The sequence below is a fragment of the Nitrosospira sp. Nsp18 genome (assembly GCF_900103145.1).
Classification (GTDB): Bacteria; Pseudomonadota; Gammaproteobacteria; order Burkholderiales; family Nitrosomonadaceae; genus Nitrosospira.
In genome coordinates, this window is the sequence record NZ_FMWY01000005.1 from 1 (window position 1) to 20372 (window position 20372).

Annotated in this window: 18 protein-coding genes; 7 read left to right on the top strand and 11 right to left on the bottom strand. The window is 51.9% G+C overall.

Going from position 1 to position 20372, the window contains the following annotated elements; genetic code table 11:
- Window positions 1-427 precede the first annotated feature (427 nt).
- The 9 genes from BLS94_RS03235 to rpmH all read right to left on the bottom strand — a co-directional run bounded on the left by BLS94_RS03235 (window position 428) and on the right by rpmH (window position 8908).
- Complete coding sequence (locus BLS94_RS03235; protein ID WP_090957747.1) at window positions 428-1264, bottom strand: ParB/RepB/Spo0J family partition protein; 837 nt, start codon at window positions 1262-1264, stop codon at window positions 428-430.
- Window positions 1265-1294: 30 nt separating this feature from the next.
- Complete coding sequence (locus BLS94_RS03240) at window positions 1295-2107, bottom strand: ParA family protein (protein ID WP_090957854.1); 813 nt, start codon at window positions 2105-2107, stop codon at window positions 1295-1297.
- Window positions 2108-2197: 90 nt separating this feature from the next.
- Entirely contained in the window at window positions 2198-2830 is a 633-nt protein-coding gene (gene rsmG, locus BLS94_RS03245; RefSeq protein WP_090957748.1) for a 16S rRNA (guanine(527)-N(7))-methyltransferase RsmG, read from the bottom strand.
- Window positions 2827-4737, bottom strand: coding sequence for a tRNA uridine-5-carboxymethylaminomethyl(34) synthesis enzyme MnmG (mnmG, locus tag BLS94_RS03250; protein WP_090957749.1), 1911 nt, complete (start codon window positions 4735-4737; stop codon window positions 2827-2829). The genes rsmG and mnmG overlap by 4 nt, the downstream gene beginning before the upstream one ends.
- Before the next feature lie 202 nt (window positions 4738-4939).
- Entirely contained in the window at window positions 4940-6295 is a 1356-nt protein-coding gene (mnmE, locus tag BLS94_RS03255) for a tRNA uridine-5-carboxymethylaminomethyl(34) synthesis GTPase MnmE (protein ID WP_090957750.1), read from the bottom strand.
- A 100-nt stretch (window positions 6296-6395) separates the two neighbouring features.
- Entirely contained in the window at window positions 6396-8114 is a 1719-nt protein-coding gene (gene yidC / locus BLS94_RS03260) for a membrane protein insertase YidC (protein ID WP_090957751.1), read from the bottom strand.
- Window positions 8115-8196: 82 nt separating this feature from the next.
- Window positions 8197-8406, bottom strand: coding sequence for a membrane protein insertion efficiency factor YidD (yidD, locus tag BLS94_RS03265; RefSeq protein ID WP_072768817.1), 210 nt, complete (start codon window positions 8404-8406; stop codon window positions 8197-8199).
- Window positions 8394-8759, bottom strand: coding sequence for a ribonuclease P protein component (gene rnpA / locus BLS94_RS03270; protein ID WP_256325270.1), 366 nt, complete (start codon window positions 8757-8759; stop codon window positions 8394-8396). Before rnpA ends, yidD begins: the two co-directional genes overlap by 13 nt.
- 14 nt (window positions 8760-8773) lie before the next feature.
- Window positions 8774-8908, bottom strand: coding sequence for a 50S ribosomal protein L34 (rpmH, locus tag BLS94_RS03275; protein ID WP_072768818.1), 135 nt, complete (start codon window positions 8906-8908; stop codon window positions 8774-8776).
- Window positions 8909-9094: 186 nt separating this feature from the next.
- Here rpmH and dnaA point away from each other — a divergent pair, with 186 nt between their 5' ends.
- The 6 genes from dnaA (at window position 9095) to ribD (ending at window position 17621) form a co-directional block, all read left to right on the top strand.
- Window positions 9095-10522 carry a chromosomal replication initiator protein DnaA gene (gene dnaA / locus BLS94_RS03280; protein WP_090957856.1) on the top strand — a complete coding sequence of 476 codons (1428 nt, stop codon included), beginning with the start codon at window positions 9095-9097 and terminating at the stop codon, window positions 10520-10522.
- A 202-nt stretch (window positions 10523-10724) separates the two neighbouring features.
- Window positions 10725-11834, top strand: coding sequence for a DNA polymerase III subunit beta (gene dnaN / locus BLS94_RS03285; protein ID WP_090957752.1), 1110 nt, complete (start codon window positions 10725-10727; stop codon window positions 11832-11834).
- 137 nt (window positions 11835-11971) lie between these two features.
- Entirely contained in the window at window positions 11972-14395 is a 2424-nt protein-coding gene (gene gyrB, locus BLS94_RS03290; RefSeq protein ID WP_090957753.1) for a DNA topoisomerase (ATP-hydrolyzing) subunit B, read from the top strand.
- Window positions 14396-14474: 79 nt separating this feature from the next.
- A complete protein-coding gene (glyA, locus tag BLS94_RS03295; protein WP_072768821.1) occupies window positions 14475-15731 on the top strand; it encodes a serine hydroxymethyltransferase in 1257 nt (418 codons plus the stop codon).
- An 87-nt stretch (window positions 15732-15818) separates the two neighbouring features.
- On the top strand, window positions 15819-16298 hold the full coding sequence (gene nrdR, locus BLS94_RS03300) for a transcriptional regulator NrdR (protein ID WP_090957754.1): 480 nt from the start codon (window positions 15819-15821) through the stop codon (window positions 16296-16298).
- A gap of 237 nt (window positions 16299-16535) precedes the next feature.
- On the top strand, window positions 16536-17621 hold the full coding sequence (ribD, locus tag BLS94_RS03305) for a bifunctional diaminohydroxyphosphoribosylaminopyrimidine deaminase/5-amino-6-(5-phosphoribosylamino)uracil reductase RibD (RefSeq protein ID WP_090957755.1): 1086 nt from the start codon (window positions 16536-16538) through the stop codon (window positions 17619-17621).
- Between the two features lie 29 nt (window positions 17622-17650).
- Here ribD and BLS94_RS03310 read toward each other — a convergent pair whose 3' ends face one another.
- Together BLS94_RS03310 and BLS94_RS03315 are read right to left on the bottom strand one after the other, a co-directional pair.
- Window positions 17651-18211: a response regulator transcription factor gene (locus tag BLS94_RS03310; RefSeq protein WP_090957756.1), complete on the bottom strand. Its 561-nt coding sequence runs from the start codon at window positions 18209-18211 to the stop codon at window positions 17651-17653.
- Window positions 18208-19473 carry an ATP-binding protein gene (locus BLS94_RS03315; protein WP_090957757.1) on the bottom strand — a complete coding sequence of 422 codons (1266 nt, stop codon included), beginning with the start codon at window positions 19471-19473 and terminating at the stop codon, window positions 18208-18210. The genes BLS94_RS03310 and BLS94_RS03315 overlap by 4 nt, the downstream gene beginning before the upstream one ends.
- 295 nt (window positions 19474-19768) lie before the next feature.
- Here BLS94_RS03315 and BLS94_RS03320 point away from each other — a divergent pair, with 295 nt between their 5' ends.
- Window positions 19769-20359: a riboflavin synthase gene (locus tag BLS94_RS03320; protein WP_090957758.1), complete on the top strand. Its 591-nt coding sequence runs from the start codon at window positions 19769-19771 to the stop codon at window positions 20357-20359.
- Window positions 20360-20372 lie beyond the last annotated feature (13 nt).

Sequence of the window (20372 nt, forward strand, 5' to 3'; positions counted from 1 at the left end):
ACCTCGAGTCATACCACTCCGACATGTCGTAGTCGCGTCCACTTGCCTTGGCGTGACCCGACGTTCCTAGTGTTGTTGCCATGTTGTTTCCTCCTGTTGCCTTGTGCGTTGATCATGTGCTGCGCGCTCTACCGGCTTGAACCCAACTTCGACTCCTTAACCACTCCCCGCCGGTATGAGCTTCGATAATTTGTTGCTGCGCAATTCAATTAATTACTACTTGTACTAACTAATACGGTCTAACTGGTACTTTACATACCCACAACCCGGCAAAGACTATCCTCGAAAATGGCCTAAGTCAAGCAATTTGGGGGCAATGATCGCTCTCCCCCCTTTAAAAACCTTGAAAAGCCCCCATGTAGCGCGAGAGAAATTTTTTCAATGTTCTTTAAAAACCCTGGGCTTGCCGTCCGGAAATAATTCCAGATCACCACCGGGACAATATTCCGTCCAATTGCTCAAGGCTGTCATAATGAATCACTACGCTCCCCTTGCCTTTTTTTCCGGGATTTATGACGACCTGCGCGCCAAGTTTCAAAGAGATATTTTCCTGCAAGCGCAACAAATCGCGATCGCGTTTGGGGTGTTTTTTTTCTACCGGATGCTCTATCCGATGCACCAGCCTTTCGGTCTCGCGTACCGAAAGCTGTTTATACACCACCAGATTCGCGGTTTCTATCTGCTTTGACGCAGGAAGCGAGAGCAGCGCGCGGCTGTGTCCCATGTCGATCTTTCCCTGCATCAGCAATTCCTGCACGGCAGCCGGTAGATTGAGTAATCGGAGGAGGTTGGAAACCGCGCTGCGGGAGCTGCCCAGCGCTTGGCTAGCAGCCTGGTGAGTCATTCCGAATTCTTTGATAAGCCTTTGAATACCCATAGCTTCTTCCAGCGGATTCAAGTTCTCGCGCTGAATGTTCTCGATCAACGACATGGCCAGCGCTGCCTCATCCGGTACTTCGCGGATGAGCGCCGGCACCTCAGAGAGTCCCGCCAGTTGTGCTGCCCGCCAGCGCCGCTCGCCGGCTATGATTTCGTAGCTTCCCGGCGAAACAGGCCGAACCAGGATCGGTTGCATTACCCCCTGGGCCTTGATGGATTCCGCCAACTCCGCCAAAGATTCCTTATCCATGTGGGTGCGCGGCTGATACTTGCCCGGCTGTAACAGTGAAGTTTTCAGGTTCTGCAGCGATTCTTCTACCTTGAGACCATCGCTGTCACCTGCCAACAACGCATCCAACCCCCTTCCCAACCCCTTCAATTTCATCTGCTTTTTTCCTTCCTGGTCTTTATCCGGCTAAGCTTCAAGCTTCTGATCGTGATCCTGTTGGACCGGCCCGACATTGGATGAGTCTCTGTTTAGCATTTCCCCCGCCAGCGCCAGATAGGCCTGCGTGCCTTTCGATAATTTGTCGTGATATAACGCCGGTATACCGAAGCTTGGTGCTTCGGCCAGTCGCACGTTACGTGGGATTACAGTGCGGTAAACCTTGTCCCCAAAGTGCTGCTGCAATTGTTCGGATACCTGTTGCGCCAGTATATTGCGGGGGTCGAACATGGTACGCAGTAGTCCTTCGATCTCGAGCACCGGGTTGAGATTTGCCCGTACCTTTTTTACGGTATTGACAAGATCGCTTAACCCCTCCAAGGCGTAATACTCGCACTGCATCGGAATCATTACCGCATGGGCAGCGCATAAACCGTTGAGTGTCAGCAGGTTAAGTGCGGGCGGACAATCGATGAGAATAAAATCGTATTCCTTTTCCACCGCTTGCAGCGCGGCCTTCAGTCGTGTTTCCCGCTGGGGTAAATCCACCATTTCTATTTCAGCCCCGGCCAAATCACGGTTGGCGGGGACCAGGTCATACTTGCCACTGGTAGTGGTTACACGGACATCTGCAATACTTCGGCTACCCAGCAATACCTGATATACCGTATGCTGCAGGACACGTTTGTCCACGCCACTTCCCATCGTGGCGTTACCCTGAGGATCGAGATCGATTAACAAGACACGACGCTGGGCGGCTTCGAGACTCGCAGCCAGATTAACACTCGTAGTGGTTTTTCCTACCCCACCCTTTTGATTGGTTATTGCCAGAATTTTTGCCATCTTGTCCCCTCCGAACCGGGCCTCTCCGGCTAACCCGGCCGTCAAATCGCAGGCCATCCGCTAAAACCACCGTCGCAACGCCGTCACCCGCTATGTCTGCTTGATCAAAACAAGATGCCGCTCTGCCTCAAGGCCAGGGACTGTAACCGGTAATATCTTTTCGACCATGAACCGTGCTGGGAGCTGCGCCAGTTCTTCATGAGGATACACTCCTTTCATCGCCACAAGTCTGCCGCCACCGTTTCCTGGCGCGCACAAATGCCCCGCCAGGCCGGCAAAATCCGCCAGATCGGAAAAAGCACGGGAAATGACGACATCAAACCCATCCACCGGATGAAAGTTTTCGACGCGCTCAGTCATCACCTCGACATTTTTTAAATCGAGTTCGATTCGCGCCTGCTGCAAAAAAGCGGTTTTTTTATGATTGGTTTCGACCAGAGTCACACGCCACTCGGGCCGCGCCAAAGCCAGAGGAATCCCTGGCAAGCCGGCGCCACTGCCAACGTCGGCAATACGTGGTCCTGCGACGTGCGGTAAAATGGCGAGGCTATCGAGCAAATGACGAACCAGCATTGCTTCCGGCTCACGCACCGCGGTCAGGTTATGCACCTGGTTCCACTTGCGGATCAGCGCAAGGTATTGCAGCATGCGCGTTTGGGTTTCGCGCGGGAGCGCCAACCCCAGGACTTCAATCCCCTCAGAGAGTTGCGCGGCGAGTCTCATGCGCTTTTCTTTTTTTTCTGGCCGGAAAATCCACGTTTGACGTGTACCAGCAATAGTGAAATTGCTGCTGGCGTTATGCCGGAAATCCTGGCCGCCTGTCCTGCTGTTTCCGGCTTGAATTCATTCAGTTTTTGCTGTGCCTCGCTGGAAAGGCCGCGCACGGTAGCGTAATCAAGATCGAGCGGCAGGCGAATGTCCTCATAGCCCGCATTACGCGCAACCTCATCCTTCTGACGTTCAATGTAGCCGTGATATTTCGCCTGGATTTCAACTTGTTCCGCAACCACGGGGTCAGTAACGCACTCCCCTGCGCCGGGCAGCGTCATCAGAGCGGCATAGGATACGTCCGGACGACGCAACAATTCGTATAGCGAATAATCATGTCCAATGGTCTTGCCAAGCACTCGCAACACGTCTGCTTCAGGCAGAGCTTTCAAGCTGGTATTCGGACTGAGCCACGTCGCTTTTAATCTGCCTTGCTCTCGAATAATCGCTTCGCGCTTGGCTTCGAATGAAGCCCCGCGTACGTCGTCGACCACCCCGAGCTCCCGGCCCATCCCGGTCAGACGCAAATCAGCGTTGTCTTCCCGAAGTTGTAGGCGATATTCGGCACGACTGGTAAACATGCGGTAGGGTTCGGTCACACCTCGGGTGACGAGATCGTCTACCAAAACGCCGAGATAAGCTTCGTCGCGGCGCGGACACCATGCTTCCCGGTCTTGTGTTTTGCGCGCCGCATTAATCCCTGCCAGCAATCCCTGGGCAGCAGCTTCTTCATAGCCTGTCGTCCCGTTGATCTGGCCGGCAAAAAATAAACCTTCGATTGCTTTTGTTTCAAGCGAGCTTTTCAATGCCCGCGGGTCAAAAAAGTCGTATTCGATAGCATAGCCGGGGCGCGTAATATGCGCATTTTCAAGCCCCTTGATCGACTGCACCAGCTTTACCTGCATGTCAAATGGCAGACTGGTCGAGATTCCGTTGGGGTATACCTCATGAGTATCGAGACCTTCCGGTTCCAGAAAGATCTGATGCGATTCCTTCGCTGAAAATCGAACGACCTTGTCCTCGATGGAGGGACAATAACGCGGCCCTGTGCCCTCGATTACGCCCGTAAACAATGGAGATCGATCCAGGCCGCTGCGGATGATGTCGTGAGTACGGCTATTGGTATGCGTCAACCAGCAGGGCAACTGCCGTGGGTGCCGGGCAGCGTCCCCCATAAAGGAGAAGACCGGCACAGGGTCGTCTCCCGGTTGCTCGGTAACCGCCGAGTAATCGATGCTACGGCCGTCTATACGCGGCGGAGTCCCGGTTTTTAACCGCCCCACAGGCAGCTTCATCTCCCGCAGACGTGCAGCCAGGCTGGTGGAGGGCGGATCGCCGGCCCGGCCGGCCTGGAAATTGACTGATCCCACATGCGCAAGCCCCCCAAGAAACGTTCCTGCCGTCAGGACCACCGCCCTGGCCGCAAACCTGATTCCTAATTGGGTTACGACACCGGTGACGCGCCCCCCTTCAAGCGTGAGATCGTCCACCCCCTGCTGGAACAACCAAAGGTTGGGCTGGTTTTCGAGACGACGCCGGATCGCCTGGCGATAGAGCACCCTGTCTGCCTGGACACGCGTTGCCCGTACCGCCGGCCCCTTGCTCGAATTCAGTATGCGAAACTGGATACCGGCTTCATCGGCTGCGGCAGCCATTGCTCCACCCAGCGCATCAACTTCTTTCACCAAGTGCCCCTTGCCGATACCTCCTATGGAAGGGTTACAGGACATCTGCCCCAGCGTTTCGATATTATGCGACAACAGAAGGGTTTTTTTGCCCATGCGTGCAGCTGCGAGGGCGGCCTCGGTACCGGCATGTCCCCCACCTATAACTATTACATCGAAATTTTCCGAATAAATCATTACGCTACAGCACCCTTCAAAGACGGGCATTCTACGGTAAAACGGAGACCTATGTAAGGCGCAGCCCTTCGGAGCCATGAAATGCGGCTATCCAGACGTATGTTCCATGGGAGTTTCATGTGAGACTGTTTCACGTGAAACATTTTTTCTTGAAATTCTTGGAGAACCGCTGGATGGCCGGAAATCGGACCACCCCGAGGCGTTACTTGCCAATACAGAATCGCGAAAATATCTCCCCCAGCAAATCGTCGGCCCCAAATTCGCCAGTAATTGACGATAGAGCTTGCTGAGCAAGCCGCAACTCTTCGGCGAGCAGTTCGGATTGAAACTCTTCCTTGTCCAGTTCTGCAGCGTTTCCCAAGTATTCGCGGGTAGCCGTCAACGCGCGCAGATGGCGCTGGCGCGCCATGAATGCACCCTCGCCCACCGAGCGTGGTTGCCATCCTGCTAGTTCCAGTAGCTTCTGGCGAAGTGTTTCAATCCCCGCGCCGGTTATCGCGGAAAGGTAAATCTCTAATTCGCCGTTTCCCGCTTCGATAAGGGAGGACTTGTCCAGCAGATCGATCTTGTTATACACGTATATTACCGGTAATCCTGAGGGAAGACTGTCGAGTATCGCTCGATCCTCCGAGGTAATGCCCCATCGGCTGTCCATCACGAGCAATACGAAATTCGCTTTCTCGATGGTGGAGCGCGTGCGGGCGATGCCCATTTTTTCCACGGCGTCGTCCGTTTCCCGCAGCCCAGCGGTATCCAGTAAATGTAGCGGGACGCCTTCAATCTCAATTGTCCGGTGAATCGTGTCACGTGTAGTACCCGGTATCTCCGTGACAATGGCCGCCTCTTCACCTGCCAGTACGTTCAGAAGGCTTGATTTTCCGACGTTAGGCTGTCCAACCAGAACGATCCATATACCTTCTCGCAGTATGCTGCCCTGCCGGGCCGATGCAAGCACATGCTCCAGTTGTGCCTGGACGCTTTTCAGCTTGTGGCTAACATCAGCATGGTGGACATGATCTATTTCTTCCTCCGAAAAATCCAGTGATGCTTCAACCGATATACGAAGATCAGTGAGCGCTCGCACTACGACATGAATGGCGCTGGAAAACTCTCCTTGCAGAGAGCGCATGGCACACCGTGCGGCTTCGCTCGTACTGGCGTCTATGACGTCCGCTACGCTTTCAGCCTGAGCAAGGTCCAGCTTATTGTTAAGATAGGCGCGAAGGGTAAATTCTCCGGGCTGCGCCATCCGGGCGCCCGCAGAGAGACAACTTGACAATAATAGATTCATTACCGCTGGGCCGCCGTGGCCCTGCAGTTCGAGAACGTCTTCGCCGGTATAGGAATGAGGGGCAGGGAAAAAAAGAACGATTCCTTGATCGATGACTTGTCCATCCTCATCGTAAAACTTGCTTAGGCTGGCGTAGCGCGGTTCAGGAACATAACCGACAACTTTCAGCGTCAAGGATTTTATATCCTTGCCCGAAACACGCACCACACCAATGCCGCCTCGTCCGGGCGGCGTAGCAACCGCGGCAATAGTGTCGGCATTCTCCATCACACATTGGGTCGAGATGAGTCACCCTGACAGGGCGACTCATCTCACCTGGATATTTCCAATAGAGCCAGCCATTTCGAATAGAAAGAGCTCGGCGATATCAGCCGTTCTGCTTTTTCTGTTTTACCGCGGCAGTAGTGGCGGCAGAACTTTCGATCATGCGCGTGATTTGCCATTGCTGGAGAATGGAAAGCACGTTATTGACCAATGAATAGAGCACCAGCCCAGCGGGAAAGAAGAAGAAGAAAACGCTGAAAGCGAACGGCATGATCTGCATCACTTTCGCCTGGATCGGATCCGCAGAAGGCGGGCTTAGCTTTGATTGGATGAACATGGAAATACCCATGAGTATGGGTAGCACATAATAAGGGTCGGGAGAGGACATATCTTCTATCCACAATGCGAAGGGCGCGTAACGCAACTCCACGCTCGCGAGCAATACCCAGTACAACGAGATAAACACCGGGATCTGAACCAGGATGGGAAAACAGCCTCCCATCGGGTTGATTTTTTCGGCCTTGTAAAAATCCATCATCGCCTGATGCATGCGCTGACGATCGTTCCCGTGCTGTTCACGCAAACGCTGCAACTTGGGCGTAACCAGCCGCATCTTCGCCATCGACCGATAGCCCGCCGCGGATAACGGGAAAAACACCAGCTTGACCGACATGGTCAGAAGGATAATGGCTACCCCCCAATTTCCCGTCCATGAATGATAGAACGACAACAACCAGAACAGCGGTGCGCCGATCACTGTCAGCCAGCCATAGTCCACCGTAAGGTCAAGCCCGGGAGCAACCGCTGCGAGCTTGCTTTGTTCCTCGGGACCCGCGTAGAGCGGCACCGTAACGGTAGCCGTAGCGCCAGGCTCGATCATGCCCACCGGCACAATGACACCGGCCGTATACTCGTTGTCGCCCAAGGGCTTCGCGTAATACTCGCGGGGGGTTTTGTCCTTCGGAAGCCAGGCGGTGAGAAAATAATGCTCCAGCATGGCAATCCAGCCATTGTCAGCTGTTTTAGGATAAGTTGCTTTGCCTTTATCCAAGGCTGAAAACTCGATTTTCTTGAACTTATCCTGCTCTGTGTAAAGCGCGGCGCCGGTATAAGTGGGAATCATGAATACCGAACCGACTGGAGGCTGGCTGTCGCGCAACATCTGGAAATAAGAGAAGGGCTGGATCGCGGCAGTTCCCTGATTGGTAACCTCAAAACTGACATCTATGAGATAAGTTCCGCGATGGAACGTGTATATCTTGACTACTCGCACGCCTTCGGCCTCGGGCGCCAGGAGTCGTATCTCGATTTTTTTCGCTCCAGCTGCCAGCTCATACGTACTCTGGTCTGCCGTATAATTTGTCTTATGGCTGGGTAGGCCTTCTCCTATCAGCCCCGACTGAGCCACATAAACATGCTCGTCCTGACTTTGCAGCAGTGCAAAGGATTTGTTTTTATCTGCGGTATCAGGGTATTGGAGTAACTCAAGGCGTCTTAAATCGCCTCCCGCAGTATCGATTTCCGCAACGACCATATCGGTCTTGACGATAATTTTTTCGCGTGTTCCCAGCTTGCCCGTCACTTTGACCGGAACACCGTCCTGAACAGCCGCTCCACCCTTGCCCGGTTGTGCCGAAACAAGCTTATCGCCGGGTATGGGGGTTTCGTTCTGGCCGTTTTTTACAGTCTGATTTGCCCCACCTTGGGTCGCAGGGGCTGATGTGGCGGGGGATGGCGGAAGTTGTTCCTTCTGCCACGCCTCCCACAGAAACAGCATCGACGTGGAGAAAATCAGGAAGAGTATTAGTTTTTGTGTATCCATCTTGCTTCGCGATTTTATATTTTACGATACGGGATAATCGAGGCATGATTATTCAAACCTGATAAGCCCCATGTGATAAATCCTATGGGACGGGGTCATGTCCGCCACGGGCCCAGGGGTTGCAACGCATTATCCGCCAGACGCTCAGAAATATTCCCCGAAGCACCCCATGCTTGGTGAGTGCCTCACATGCATAGTTTGAGCAGGATGGACTGAACCGGCACGAGGGCCCTAAGAAAGGGCTCAGGCAATATTGGTAGAGCTTGATAAAACCGATGATTATCCGCGACATCGCTGCAGTTGAATCATGAGCTTTTCCGCTTCCCCCGCTATCCGTGAAGAATTGTTATGGCTAACCCGACATCGTAAACGCACCACGAGATCAAGGCCAGCCAGATCTCGTTGACGCGCTCGAAATGCCTCGCGCAACACGCGTTTCACCCTGTTTCGATTTACGGCCAACCGCTCGATTTTACCAGCGACGATCAGCCCCAGTCTCGGGTGTAATAAGCCATTGGGCTTAGCGAAAACTTGAAGAAATTCGCTGCGTGCAGAACACTTGAACCGGATAACCGAGGAAAATTCTTCTGCTTTATGCAGCCGCTTATTTTTTTGAAAGCGAATAATACAATCCCTCGAGTTCAACCTGGCGCCAGCAGCTATACTGCCAGGCGGGCTCGTCCCTTGGCGCGGCGAGCTCTGATAACGGCCGCACCCCCCGGGGTTTTCATGCGAACTCGAAAACCATGGGTTCGCTTCCTCCGCGTTACGGACGGTTGATAAGTGCGTTTCATTATGTCCCCTGAGCCTGATAATCAATAAAACTCGGCATTACAACTCTTTACGGACGTTGATGTCAACCAATATTTTTTCCCCACCCTGTGGATAAGTCGGGAGGAACGGTCTAAAATGCACTCCTCGCCTGCGCTTTCGCTTTTAACTTCCGATTTCCGCTTCTTCCCCAATCAGCAATGACAATCATGCCGGCAATGGATATCTTTTGGCTTTCCTGTCTTGAACATTTTGAGAAAGAGCTGAGTGCCCAGCAATTCAATACCTGGATCAAACCGTTACGCCTGGAGGTATCGCATAATCCCCACGACTCAACCGCAGTCGTCATCGCTCCCAACCGGTTCGTCATGCAATGGGTCAAGGACAATTTCCTGTCCCGCATTGAACAAATGGCGGGGCTGCATTTTCCTCAAGCTATTCGTTTTCAATTGAAGCTTGCTGATCCGATTTCGATAAAAACAACTATTCGGGCTACTGAAAATACTGACCCAACGTCGCCGTCTGCAACACCACCTTCAAATTCCGCCCCGTTTGGCGTACCCGTGGTGCCAGTACAAAAATTTGCCATGGATGCGAGAGAAAAACGTGAAAAAAATCCGAGCCGTCTGAATCCATCTTTCACTTTTAATAATTTCGTTACCGGAAAAGCGAATCAACTGGCGCGCGCGGGCGCCATTCAGGTTGCCGAACGTCCAGGCACCGCTTATAACCCATTTTTTATTTACGGCGGCGTCGGGCTGGGCAAAACTCACTTGATTCAGGCTATCGGTAATTTTGTACTGGAACACAACAGCACGGCCAAGGTCAGGTATATTCACTCGGAACAGTATGTTTCCGACGTAGTAAGGGCTTACCAACATAAAGCTTTTGATGATTTCAAACGATACTATCATTCGCTTGATGTTCTGCTAATAGACGACATCCAGTTTTTCGGCGGCAAGAATCGAACTCAAGAAGAATTTTTCTATGCGTTCAATGCGCTGATTGAAGCACATAGACAGGTAATCATCACCTGCGACTCTTACCCAAAAGAAATTTCAGGTATGGAAGAACGGTTGATTTCCCGTTTTGGGTGGGGCTTGACAGTAGCGGTCGAACCGCCGGAACTGGAAATGCGTGTCGCCATTCTGCTTAAAAAAGCATTGATGGAAAATATTGTTCTGGATGAAAACGTCGCTTTTTTCATAGCCAAGCATATTCGTTCCAATGTGCGTGAACTCGAAGGCGCACTGAAACGAGTGCTCGCTTACTCCCGTTTTACGGGCCATTCGTTATCGCTGGATTTGGCGAGAGAAGCATTGAAAGACCTGCTAGCGGTACAGAATCGTCAAATTTCGATTGAAAATATACAGAAGACGGTTGCGGACTACTATAAAATCAAAGTGGCTGAAATGTATTCAAAAAAACGTTCGCGCATCGTTGCGAGACCGCGGCAAATGGCTATGGCCATATCCAAGGAACTGACCCCTCTGAGCCTGCCCGATATAGGTGAAGCCTTTGGTGGCAGGGATCACACTACCGTACTGCACGGATATCGGAAAATTGCCGAATTACGCGCATCGGACCCAGCGATCAATCGAGACTTTAATGCGTTGCTGCACATTCTGCGCGGTTAATAACAGCGAGGATAGCAAAAGGATGATTTGGGGATAACTCGGTTTTTTTTCGAGACGGTAATTCTATCCACAAACTGCCCACAGACCATACCGGCTTGATACCGGAAAAAAATAATGGGTAATCTGCTGATATCAATTGGTTTTTTTTATTAATACCGGACTTGCCCCGCTTTTATTAACTATTATTTAGGTTTTTAATACAATGAAACTAATAGAAACAGATCGGGATACTTTACTTAAACCATTGCAAACGGTTACCGGTATTGTCGAGCGTCGTCATACGTTGCCGATACTTTCCAACGTGTTAATAGAGCGAAAGCAGGAGAAAATTTCGTTTATTGCAACTGATCTGGAAATTCAGATAACTACCTCCGTAGAGGACGCTAATCCGGTAAATGAAGAACGCGCGGTTACGGTACCGGCAAAAAAACTGCAGGACATATTGCGTGCCCTTCCTGATAAGGTTCAAGTAACGCTGGAAACCGGTGAGAACAGGTTGCATGCCAAAGCGGGAAAAAGCCGTTTTAATTTACAAACCCTGCCTGTCGAAGATTTCCCTAAATTTCCTGAAAGTACAGAACCTCAGGCAAAAATAACAGTACAGCAGAAAGAGCTGAAACATATCCTGTCCATGGTTCAATATGCGATGGCGCAGCAGGATATCCGTTACTATTTGAACGGCCTCCTTTTACTGATGGAGGATAATCATCTGAAGGTTGTCGCTACCGACGGTCACCGCCTGGCGTTTGCCTTGATGTTGCTGGAAGCGCCTCAGGAAAAAAAAGAAGTCATTCTCCCGCGCAAGGTGGTACTGGAACTGGCGAGGTTGCTGAATGACACTGATGAGCCTGTTACGGTGGAACTCCTCCAGAATCAGGTTCGCTTCACCTTTTCAAATGTGATATTGGTATCTAAGGTTGTGGACGGAAAATTTCCCGACTACAACCGTGTTATCCCTGAGGGCTACCAGAAGCAGTTTGATATAAATCGGGCGCTGCTCTTGCAGACGCTGCAGCGTGCATCAATTTTATCCAACGAAAAATTTCGCGGCGTCCGTCTCATATTGACATCGGGTAATCTTCGCATTGTATGTAATAACAGTGAACAGGAAGAAGCGCAGGAAGAGCTGGAGCTTCAGTATGAAGGGGAAGCGCTGGATATAGGCTTCAATATCACCTACCTTCTTGACGTATTGAACCATCTGAATTGCGAAACAGTGCGATGCGCATTTGGCGATGCCAACAGTAGTGCGCTTATTTCTATCCCTGGCAACGATGATTTCAAGTATGTCGTGATGCCGATGAGGATATGAACAACGGAAGCAAGATCTCCAATTGCCCCAACCAGCTATTTAAATTAGTTTTGCGGAAGGTACATTTTACCGAACAGGTGGTATGGAAGACGGTCCACGTTTCACGTGAAACTGAAGACAACTGAAGGAACAGGATAATGAACGAAAAAAACCGCACTCGGCAACAAAATGAAAGTTCGACCGCCTATGGTTCGGACAGCATCAAAATCCTGAAAGGGCTTGATGCAGTGCGCAAGCGGCCGGGCATGTACATCGGCGATACGAGTGACGGCACCGGCTTGCATCATATGGTATTCGAAGTGCTGGATAATGCGATTGACGAAGCACTAGCGGGTCATTGTGACGAAATTTCCGTCATCATTCATCCCGATAACTCGTTAACCGTACAGGACAATGGCCGGGGGATTCCTACCGGTATAAAACACGATGACGAACTGAAACGCTCGGCCGCCGAAATCGTCATGACTGAACTTCATGCGGGCGGCAAGTTTGACGACAATTCGTACAAAGTATCAGGAGGATTGCACGGCGTTGGCGTGTCCGTGGTCAATGCCTTATCGGAATGGTTGCGCCTCACTATTCGTCGAAACGGGCAGGTTCATCAGATTGAGTTCCGCATGGGCGTTCCCGTAGGGCCCCTGATTGTTACAGGCAAGACAGAGCGCCGCGGTACGGAAGTACACTTCCTCGCCAGCAAGGAAATCTTCGGCGACATTGAATATCACTATGATATATTTGCAAAGCGTCTGCGCGAACTTTCATTCCTCAACAATGGCGTTAAAATTCATCTGGTTGATCAGCGCAACGCCAAGGAAGAAATTTTCGCTTTCGTTGGGGGAGTACGAAGCTTTGTCGAGTATGTCAACCGCACCAAGTCGGTTCTTCATCCGAATATTTTCTACGCTTCAGGTGAAAAAGACGGCATCATGGTTGAAGTCTCGATGCAGTGGAACGATAGCTATTCCGAACAAGTATTGTGTTTTACCAATAACATTCCACAAAAGGATGGGGGAACTCACCTCACTGGGTTACGCGCTGCCATGACGCGCACGCTCAACAACTATATCGAAAAAAACGAGGTGGCAAAAAAAGCCAAAATTGAAACTTCCGGCGACGACATGCGCGAGGGTCTATCCTGCGTTTTGTCCGTGAAATTATTCGAGCCCAAATTTTCCTCGCAAACCAAGGAAAAACTCGTCTCCTCCGAAGTGCGTCCTGCGGTAGAAGAAATCGTATCGCAAAAATTGACGGAGTTCCTTTTAGAGCAACCACTGGATGCCAAAACAATCTGCGGCAAAATCATTGATGCGGCGCGTGCCCGGGAAGCAGCGCGAAAGGCGCGTGAATTGACTCGACGTAAGGGCGTCCTGGACGGCATGGGCTTGCCCGGAAAGCTTGCCGATTGTCAGGAAAAAAACCCCGCGCTCTCTGAGCTTTATCTGGTCGAAGGCGATTCCGCGGGTGGTTCGGCGAAGCAGGGACGCGACCGCAAATTTCAGGCCATCCTGCCGTTGAAGGGAAAAATCCTGAATGTCGAAAGAGCCCGTTTCGACAAATTGATTTCCTCGCAGGAACTCGCATCCCTTATTACGGCGCTGGGCACAGGGATCGGCAAGGACGAATACAACCCCGACAAATTGCGTTACCACCGCATCATCATCATGACCGATGCGGACGTGGATGGGTCGCACATCCGCACTTTACTGCTTACTTTTTTTTACCGGCAAATGCCGGAATTAATCGAGCGTGGCCATATATTCATTGCCCAGCCGCCATTATATAAAATCAAGCACGGCAAGCAGGAACGCTACGTCAAGGACGACCATGAACTCAAACAATATCTGTTGGGTCTGGCGCTGAATGGAGCCGAATTGCATAATTGGGAAGATAAGCTGCCTCTCACGGGAGAAACGCTGGAAAAAATCGCCAATGAATACCTGTTGGCCGAAGCCGTGATCGAGCGCATGAGCCGCCTTATTGACAGCGAAGTAATGCATACATTGCTCCTGCGTCCTGATATTGATTTAAGCAGCGAAAGCCTTGCCGCTGAAAGCGCAGCCAGGCTCGCAGCGCATGTTTCCAGGGTAAAAATTACGCCGGAATACGACGCCGCCACCGAAGAGTTTCGGTTGAAAATTTCCCGCATGCATCACGGCAATGTTCGCGCCACCTACCTCGATCAGGAATTCTTGCATAGCGGTGACTATGCTCAAATCAAGCAAACCGCTGAAGTGCTCGATGGATTGATGGGGCCGACGGCCTACATCAGACGCGGTGAACAAAAACGGCCGGTAAGCAATTTCAAACAAGCGCTTGACTGGCTGCTGCAGGAGGTAAAAAAGGGCATTGGGACTCAGCGCTACAAGGGCTTGGGTGAAATGAACCCGGCACAGTTGTGGGAAACCACAATGGACCCCGCAAGCCGCCGATTATTGCGCGCCCAGATCGAGGATAGTATCGCTGCCGACGAGATTTTCACTACCCTGATGGGTGACGTGGTCGAGCCGCGACGTGCATTCATCGAAAACAATGCATTGGGCGTGAGAAATCTCGACGTATAGTCGTATTAGCAATGGAAAAATCCGGCGAGATAATTATCTATCTAGCTTTTCTTCAAATAATATCAAGGAATGAACCGACATGCTGTCTCCGAAGCTGACCTTGCAACAGGTCGACCCCGATCTCTGGCAGGCAATAAAAGGTGAGGTACAACGCCAGGAAGAATATATTGAGTTGATCGCCTCGGAAAATTATGCCAGTCCGGCGGTGATGCAAGCGCAGGGATCGGTGCTGACGAATAAATATGCTGAAGGTTATCCAGGCAAGCGTTACTACGGCGGCTGTGAATATGTAGACGTTGTGGAGCAGCTTGCGATAGATCGGCTGAAAGCACTGTTTGGTGCGGAGTACGTTAATGTTCAGCCACATTCCGGTTCACAGGCCAATGCCGCGGTATATTTGACGGCATTGAAGCCAGGGGATACGCTGCTTGGCATGTCGCTCGCCCATGGCGGGCATTTGACTCATGGTGCTTCAGTCAACCTCAGCGGAAAAATTTTCAATGCCGTTTCATACGGATTGGATCCCGAAACCGAAGAGCTTGACTATGATGAGGTGGCGCGGCTTGCGCATGAACATAAACCCAAAATGATCGTTGCCGGGGCGTCCGCCTATGCATTGGTCATAGATTGGAAACGCTTCCGCAAAATTGCCGATGAAGTAGGCGCTTATCTGTTCGTTGACATGGCTCACTACGCCGGGTTGGTGGCGGCGGGATTTTATCCCAACCCCGTCGGTATTGCCGATTTTGTCACCAGCACCACGCATAAGACATTACGGGGGCCGCGCGGCGGCGTTATTCTGGCCAAGCCGGAGCACGAGAAAGCGCTTAATTCCGCAATTTTTCCCCAGACTCAGGGTGGCCCGTTGATGCACGTGATCGCGGCCAAGGCGGTAGCATTTAAAGAAGCCGCAAGTAAAGAGTTCAAGAATTACCAGGAACAGGTGATCGACAACGCGCGCGTAATGGCCAAGGTGTTGCAGGAGCGCGGTTTGCGCATCGTGTCCGGACGCACCGATTGCCACATGTTTCTGGTAGACCTTCGTCCCAAGTATATTACCGGCAAGCAGGCGGCGGAATCTCTGGAGCTGGCGCACATTACCGTCAACAAGAATGCCATACCTAACGATCCACAAAAACCTTTTGTTACCAGCGGAATTCGTATTGGTTCGCCCGCGATTACCACGCGCGGTTTTACGGAAATTGAAGCGGAACAATTAGCAAATCTGATCGCCGATGTGCTGGATGCGCCTACGGATGTCGCGGTGATTTCGCAAGTAGCGGAACAGGCAAAAACGCTTTGTGCAAAATTCCCGGTGTATGGAATAAAGTGTTGATTGCATCACACTGGCAAGCATTGTATCCACCCATTGCTGCTGAGAAGCATCGATCAATCGGCATCTTTCACTCTCTGAATTTGTGTCATGAAATGCCCGTTCTGCAACGCCGATGACACAAGCGTGATAGATTCCCGTGTCAGCGAGGAAGGCGACAGGATACGTCGTCGTCGTCGTTGTCTCACATGCGGCAAACGCTTTACCACTTACGAGACAGTGGAATTGCGTTTACCTCAAGTGATAAAACAGGACGGTAATCGCGCTGAATTTGATCGTAAAAAATTGCTTACGAGCTTCGTGCGAGCTTTACACAAGCGCCCGGTTCCAACCGCGGATGTGGACGGAGCGATGGATCGAATTGTGCAAAAGCTTTTAAACCTGGGAGAACGCGAAATACCTACGCGAAGGATTGGTGAGATGGTGATGGAGGAGCTCTACAAGCTGGACAAAGTCGCTTATATCCGCTTTGCGTCGGTTTACAGGAGTTTCCAGGATGCAGATGATTTTCACAATGCTCTCAAAGAGCTGCAAAAACCGCAGAAAAAGAGAGAAGAAAAAAAATCCTGATGGTAACGCCAGTCAATCATTGTTTTCGATCTTCCCTAATAAAACAATAATCTTGAATCGGGCGGCTAACCGCGCTTTTTTCAGCTCAATTGCCAATTGAATGCCATATCGAAAAGGGTTTTTCACGCCGTGAGCCTCGCCTTTTCAGTGAGCTCGCTACGGGCGGATTTAGGATAACCGGACAGCGCCCGTAAACCCTATTCCACTATTTCGATCAACTGAAATGATGGGCTTCCTATGTTTTCGTCAACCGATTACAGCTTTATGGCCCAAGCTTTACGGCTTGCGGAAAAAGGTCTGTATAGCGCAAGCCCTAATCCTCGCGTGGGCTGCGTGCTGGTGCGCAACGGCCAGGTCATTGGCAACGGCTGGCATGAACGTGCAGGCGGGCATCACGCCGAGATAAACGCGCTTTCCGCTGCGGGGGCGGCAGCGCAAGGCGCGACCGCTTATCTCACGCTTGAGCCTTGCAGCCATCATGGACGAACTCCTCCGTGCGCCGAAGCATTGATCAAGGCGGGTATTGCGAAACTGGTAATAGCCATGGAAGATCCGAACCCCCTGGTATCAGGCAGAGGCTGTGCATCCCTGAAAGCGGCAGGGATAGAGGTGCAATCCGGGCTGATGGAAGCGGAAGCAAGGGCGCTCAATATCGGTTTTATCTCGCGCATGGCGCGCAAGCGTCCCTGGATCAGGATGAAAATTGCTGCGAGCCTCGACGGCAAAACCGCGCTCAACAATGGTACTAGCCAATGGATAACCGGCGAAGCGGCGCGTCGCGACGGGCATCGTCTTCGTGCCCGCTCTTGCGCGGTTCTCACCGGCATTGGCACGGTCCTGGCGGACGATCCGCAGCTCACCGTACGTCACGTAAACACATCCAGGCAGCCGTTGGGAGTGGTAGTCGATAGCCGACTCGATATTCCGGTGGATGCCGGGCTGTTGCGCGGCGGCGGAGAACTGATTTTTACCGCGACCGCCAGCGAAGGGAAAATCCTGGCGTTGCGTGAGGTGGGGGCTCGCGTAATCGTGTTGCCGGGAGAAAATGGCGGTGTTGATCTCGCTGGCATGATGCAGCAGCTTGCCGACTTTGAAATAAACGAAGTGCTGATAGAGGCGGGTTTCAAACTGAATGGCTCTCTCATCAACGCGGGGCTGGTGGATGAGCTGATAATTTATCTCGCGCCGTGTCTGATAGGTGATGCGGCGCGCGGCATGATGAAATTACCCGAACTGGCAAATCTTGCGGATAAGCGCGCACTCAAGATAAATGATGTGCGGATGGTGGGGACGGACATACGGCTCACCTGCGGTTTTTCTTAAATCGCTTGAGAACCCGTTCGTACCATGTCTTATGCTTTAGCGGGGTTCTTGGTGAGCTTCCGTTGCAGGGTGCGCCGATGCATATTCAGTGCTCTTGCTGTTACGGAAACATTGCCTTTATTCTCATTTAACACACGCTGAATATACTCCCACTCCAGGCGGCCGACGGATAACGGGTGCGCACTGATCTGCACATCCGCGTCGCCTGTAGTGCGCTCGAACGCCATCATGATTTCATTAACGTCGACCGGTTTCGCAAGATAATGCATTGCCCCGAGTTTGATTGCTTCCACTGCGGTGGCAATACTGGCATACCCGGTCAACATGACAATTCGGGTACCAGGATCAAGAGCATTCAATTTTTCAACCAGGGTCAATCCTGAAGTGCCGGGCAGTCTGAGGTCGATAACGGCATACTCAGGGGTACATGCCTCCGCGCACTCCAGGGCCTGCTCGACGGTATGCGCACACGTAACGTTGAATCCGCGTTTAGTCATTGCGTTTGCAAGCACCGTACAAAAAGTCGAGTCGTCGTCCACAATGAGTAATGCCGGGCGATCATCCACTTCCGTCGTTGATAACGTCGTCATATTGGTTGCCGGATCAGGGGTAAAGTCACTTGAGTACAGGCGCCGCCTACGCGATTGGTCAGGCGTACCCTGCCGCCAAACCGTTCAATGTTTGCATTTGCCAGAAATAAACCTATTCCGAAACCCTGCCCTGAGGCTTTGCTCGTAAAGAATGGCTGGCCCGCACGCTGTACGGCTTCCCCCGTTAATCCGTCGCCATAGTCGAGAATTTGAAGATGCAGTTCCTGATAATTCCAGCTGACTTCGATCTCGATATGTTTGAGGGACGCATCCGCCGCATTGTTCAACAGATTTAAAATCGACTGGCTCAGCAATTGCGTATTGAGTATTTGTGGAGCAGGCTCTACGCCGCTGCCACGGTAAGTAAATTGGACGGAAGGCCGCATCAATTGCCATTTATCCAGCACCTGCCGCAAAAAAGAATCAACAGCCTGGCCGCTGCCCTCCTCGGCCCGCGCCTGCCCGGCATCGGCCAGTAATTGTGTCAGCGTATGTTTACACTGGGTGATCTGATCGCGCAGTATCCTGATGTTGTCTTGAAATTCCCGGTTCTCTTTATATTCGTCCTGCAGTTCTCCGGTGACAACCGCCATCGTCGCCAGCGGCGTACCGAGCTCGTGCGCAGCACCGGCTGCCAGCGTGCCCAACGCAATGATCTGTTCGTTACGCAGCGCCTGTTCGCGCGCCAGCGCCAGATCCTTGTCGCGCTCGCGAATGGATATGCCCATCTTGACAACAAACCAGGCGATTAACATGGTGCTCAGCACGAAGGCCAACCACATGCCCGACACATGCAGGTTAAACTCGCTGTTGTGTTCCTCATGATCATGAGGCAGCGGCAGGTAATAAAATAGCATCAGCGTATAGCAGCTTATTGTAATGGCAGCCATTACCCACGTGTAGGCCCAGGGCAGCGCGGCGGCGGCTATCGTCAGCGGCAGGAGATACAGCGATATAAACGGGTTTGTCGATCCGCCGCTGAAATACAGCAGTGCGCTCAATGCAAAAACATCAACCAGCAGCTGAGCGAAAAACTCGATGCTCGAGACTGGCCATTTGCGGCGCAGGCGTATCCATGTCGCCAGATTCAACACGGCCAGCATAACCGTTACCGCCACCATCTCCGTCCACGGCAGTTGCATGTTGAGCACCCAGTGCGCCAGGGCAAAAGTCATGCACTGCGCGGCAATCACGATATTCCTGAGCAGGAACAGGCGTTGTAAATTCTTGCTTAAGGGCGATTGGCTGAGATCGCTGAACATTTCCGTTGCTGGTCTGTGTGCGGCGTCTTTGTGTATGATGTAACTTCGGTAACTACAGGAGAACCTCCTGGTTTTGCACCTTGGACCAGGCTACGGCGACGAGCATAGCCGTATCTGTTCATCCTTATTTTATCAGCTAGGGCGCCAACCAGGCGCTTCAAGGATGATTTGTTCAGGAATACCCCGAACATTAGCGTATATTGCCACTCACGACCATGCGGCAAATTGACGCACATCTCATATGTGAGCCGCCGGAGGCAGTGGGATTATCGTATTTAAAAGCGGAGAGAGCTTGATGTTCACCGGAATTGTCGAAGCTGTCGGCGAGATAAAGCAAATCCGTTCCCTGGAGGGGGGCATAAGCTTGAGTATCATGCCGGGCATGTTGGACCTGAAAGATGTGAAAACAGGGGATAGCATTGCAGTAAACGGCGTATGCCTTACTGTTACCGCTGTAGCAAACGACATGTTTTCTGTAGATGTCTCACGCGAGACATTAGACTGTACAGAAGGCCTGGATAAACCCGGCGGGCAAGTCAACCTCGAAAGGGCGCTCTTGCTGTCGGACAGGCTTGATGGCCATCTGGTGAGCGGCCACGTGGATGCAAGCGGCGAAGTCATCAAGCTGGAGCCCGCGGGCGAAAGTTACACCCTGGCGATCAACGCGCCGGATGCATTATTGAAATATATTGCCAGAAAAGGTTCAATCTCGGTGAATGGCGTCAGCCTGACGGTAAACCGGATAGCAGGCAACGACCTGGAGATCAATCTCATCCCTCACACCCTGGCCGCCACGACATTGAAGGATCTGAAGATGGGCGCCAGAGTAAACCTGGAAGTGGATATGTTGGCGCGATATGTAGAACGATTGATGGGAATGGCATGAGAATGACCGAAAT

Excerpts from the sequence above, each read along its gene's own strand:
- rsmG (WP_090957748.1), bottom strand. The coding sequence starts at position 2,830 with ATGAGACTCGCCGCGCAACTCTCTGAGGGGATTGAAGTCCTGGGGTTG.
- glyA (WP_072768821.1), top strand. The coding sequence starts at position 14,475 with ATGCTGTCTCCGAAGCTGACCTTGCAACAGGTCGACCCCGATCTCTGG.
- yidD (WP_072768817.1), bottom strand. The coding sequence starts at position 8,406 with ATGTCGCGGATAATCATCGGTTTTATCAAGCTCTACCAATATTGCCTG.
- ribD (WP_090957755.1), top strand. The coding sequence starts at position 16,536 with ATGTTTTCGTCAACCGATTACAGCTTTATGGCCCAAGCTTTACGGCTT.
- BLS94_RS03240 (WP_090957854.1), bottom strand. The coding sequence starts at position 2,107 with ATGGCAAAAATTCTGGCAATAACCAATCAAAAGGGTGGGGTAGGAAAA.
- BLS94_RS03235 (WP_090957747.1), bottom strand. The coding sequence starts at position 1,264 with ATGAAATTGAAGGGGTTGGGAAGGGGGTTGGATGCGTTGTTGGCAGGT.
- mnmE (WP_090957750.1), bottom strand. The coding sequence starts at position 6,295 with ATGGAGAATGCCGACACTATTGCCGCGGTTGCTACGCCGCCCGGACGA.
- mnmG (WP_090957749.1), bottom strand. The coding sequence starts at position 4,737 with ATGATTTATTCGGAAAATTTCGATGTAATAGTTATAGGTGGGGGACAT.
- BLS94_RS03310 (WP_090957756.1), bottom strand. The coding sequence starts at position 18,211 with ATGACGACGTTATCAACGACGGAAGTGGATGATCGCCCGGCATTACTC.
- dnaA (WP_090957856.1), top strand. The coding sequence starts at position 9,095 with ATGCCGGCAATGGATATCTTTTGGCTTTCCTGTCTTGAACATTTTGAG.
- BLS94_RS03320 (WP_090957758.1), top strand. The coding sequence starts at position 19,769 with ATGTTCACCGGAATTGTCGAAGCTGTCGGCGAGATAAAGCAAATCCGT.
- rpmH (WP_072768818.1), bottom strand. The coding sequence starts at position 8,908 with ATGAAACGCACTTATCAACCGTCCGTAACGCGGAGGAAGCGAACCCAT.
- gyrB (WP_090957753.1), top strand. The coding sequence starts at position 11,972 with ATGAACGAAAAAAACCGCACTCGGCAACAAAATGAAAGTTCGACCGCC.
- BLS94_RS03315 (WP_090957757.1), bottom strand. The coding sequence starts at position 19,473 with ATGTTCAGCGATCTCAGCCAATCGCCCTTAAGCAAGAATTTACAACGC.
- nrdR (WP_090957754.1), top strand. The coding sequence starts at position 15,819 with ATGAAATGCCCGTTCTGCAACGCCGATGACACAAGCGTGATAGATTCC.
- yidC (WP_090957751.1), bottom strand. The coding sequence starts at position 8,114 with ATGGATACACAAAAACTAATACTCTTCCTGATTTTCTCCACGTCGATG.
- dnaN (WP_090957752.1), top strand. The coding sequence starts at position 10,725 with ATGAAACTAATAGAAACAGATCGGGATACTTTACTTAAACCATTGCAA.